At 74.3% G+C, this 2118-nt stretch carries 2 protein-coding genes; one reads left to right on the top strand and one right to left on the bottom strand.

The annotated features are described in order from the left end of the window. Window positions 1–138 precede the first annotated feature (138 nt). Window positions 139–660: a SigE family RNA polymerase sigma factor gene (locus tag KS423_RS44125; RefSeq protein ID WP_224285310.1), complete on the bottom strand. Its 522-nt coding sequence runs from the start codon at window positions 658–660 to the stop codon at window positions 139–141. 326 nt (window positions 661–986) lie between these two features. On the opposite strand from KS423_RS44125, the gene KS423_RS44120 reads away from it, so the two are divergent. Then, window positions 987–2118 (top strand): universal stress protein (locus KS423_RS44120; protein ID WP_224285309.1); only part of this gene is annotated, 1132 nt, incomplete at its 3' end.

Below are 2118 nucleotides of genomic sequence, written 5' to 3'. Positions count from 1 at the left end.
CCCCCCGCACGGCCGCCTGCCGCCTGGCCCGCCGCCGTCCGGCCTCGCGCAGCTCGGCCAGCGGCGGGCTGCCCGCGACCCCCGCCGCATGCGCTCCGAGCCGGGTGACCAGCTCCTCCTCGAACCTGTCCTCAGCGTTCACGGCCCCACCAACTCCCTCTCCCTCACGTTTTCCATGTCCTGTCGAAGCGCCTTGATCCCGCGCGCCAGGTGCGTCTTCGCCGTGGGCACCGAACACCCCAGCTCCTCCGCCACCTGCGCGACCGGCAGGTCCAGGTAGTAGCGCAGCACCACGGCCGCCCGCTGCCGCCGCGGCAGCCCGGCCAGCGCCGTCGCCAACTGGTCGTCCCGCTCGCCCTCCTGGGCCGCCGGTCCGTCGGGCAGCACGGAGGTGAGCACCTCGCGTCTGGTCCGCCGCCACCGCGAGACGTGGGTGCGGACCATCGTTCTGCGGACGTACCCCTCGGTCGCCGCTGCGTCCCGGATCGCCGACCGCTTCGGGTAGACCTGCGCCAAGGCGTCGTGCAGCAGGTCCCGGGCGTCGTGGACGTCTCCCGTGATCAAGTACGCACCCCGCAGCAGGGCCTGGTACCGCGTTGCGACGAACTCGTCGAACGGGTCGGATCCGGAGCCCCCCGGGCGGATCGATTCGCGCTTCATACCCCTAGGACGCACCAGCCACCGAAAACGGATGACAACGGGCCGCTGGGCCGACGGGGCGAATCCACGCGGGCGGTTGCCGGGAGCGAAGCGGCTGGTCGCATAGCCTTTCGCCCTGCCGCCGCCTCGGTGGCGCCGGCTCGGGGACGTGGACAGGGGGCGCAGGTGAGTTCGTCGGGTGCGGCTGCGTCGACGCGGCGGACGAGGTTTCGGGCACGGCTGCTGGAGGGTGGCGCAGGAGAGCCCGCACGGCGCGGGCGCCCGCGCGTCCACGCCGGGTAGGGCGGAGCATGGAACCGGAGGCGGAGAGAGGCGGTGGGACGGCGGTGGCCGGGAAGCTGCGGGTGTTCCTGGGAGCGGCGCCGGGGGTGGGGAAGACGTACGCCATGCTCCGGGAGGGGCGGCGGTTGTACGGCGAGGGCCTGGACGTGGTGGTCGGCCTGGTCGAGACGTACGGCCGGCGCGGGACGGAGGAGCAGCTGGGGGACCTGCCGGTGTTGCCCCGGCGGACGGTGTCGTACCGGGGAACGGAACTGACGGAGCTGGACCTGGGCGCGCTGCTGGCGCGCCGTCCGGCGCTCGCGCTGGTGGACGAGCTCGCGCACACCGACGTGCCCGGCGGGCGGAACGAGAAGCGCTGGCAGGACGTGCGGGAGCTGCTGGACGCGGGGATCGACGTGGCGACGACGCTCAACATCCAGCACCTGGAGAGTCTCAACGACGTCGTCGAGCAGATCACCGGCGTCGCCCAGCGGGAGACGATCCCGGACGAGGTGGTCCGTGCCGCCGACCGGATCGAGCTGGTCGACCTGAGCCCGCAGGCGTTGCGGGCGCGGATGGCGCAGGGGGAGATCTACGCGCCGGACCGGATCGACGTGGCCCTCGGCCACTACTTCCGGGCCGGCAACCTCGGCGCCCTGCGGGAGCTGGCACTGCTCTGGCTCGCGGACCGGGTGGAGGAGGAACTGGCCGACTACCGCGCCCGGCACGGCATCCGGGCGCCCTGGGAGACCAAGGAGCGGATCCTCGTCGCGCTGAACGGCGCCCCGCAGGGCGAGCACCTGATCCGCCGGGGAGCCCGCACCGCGACCCGGATGCACGGGGACCTGCTCGGCGTGCACGTCCGGCTGGACGACGGCACGGCCGAGCGTGAGCCGCCGGGCCTGGCCGCGCAGCGGGCGCTGCTGCGGGAGTTGCACGGCGGTTACGTCGAGGTGAGCGGCGGCGACGTGGCACGTGCGCTGGTGGACTTCGCCCGGACGGAGAGCGCCACGCAGATCCTGCTGGGGCCGACCAGCCGCAGCAGGCTGCGCGAGCTGGTGTCCGGCTCGGTGATCAACCGGGTGATCCGGCTGGCCGGCCCGATCGACGTGCGGGTGCTGCCGCCGCCGGAGCCGGGGTTGCTGACCGTGCCGCCCGCGCCCCGGCGCCGCCGCCCCGCGTTGGTCCCGGTCCGGC

This window comes from Streptomyces sp. LS1784, assembly GCF_020103755.1.
Taxonomy (GTDB): Bacteria; Actinomycetota; Actinomycetes; order Streptomycetales; family Streptomycetaceae; genus Kitasatospora.
The sequence above is the reverse complement of the archived record's forward strand: the minus strand, read 5'-3'. Positions and strand labels throughout refer to the sequence as shown.

Excerpts from the sequence above, each read along its gene's own strand:
- KS423_RS44125 (WP_224285310.1), bottom strand. The coding sequence starts at position 660 with ATGAAGCGCGAATCGATCCGCCCGGGGGGCTCCGGATCCGACCCGTTC.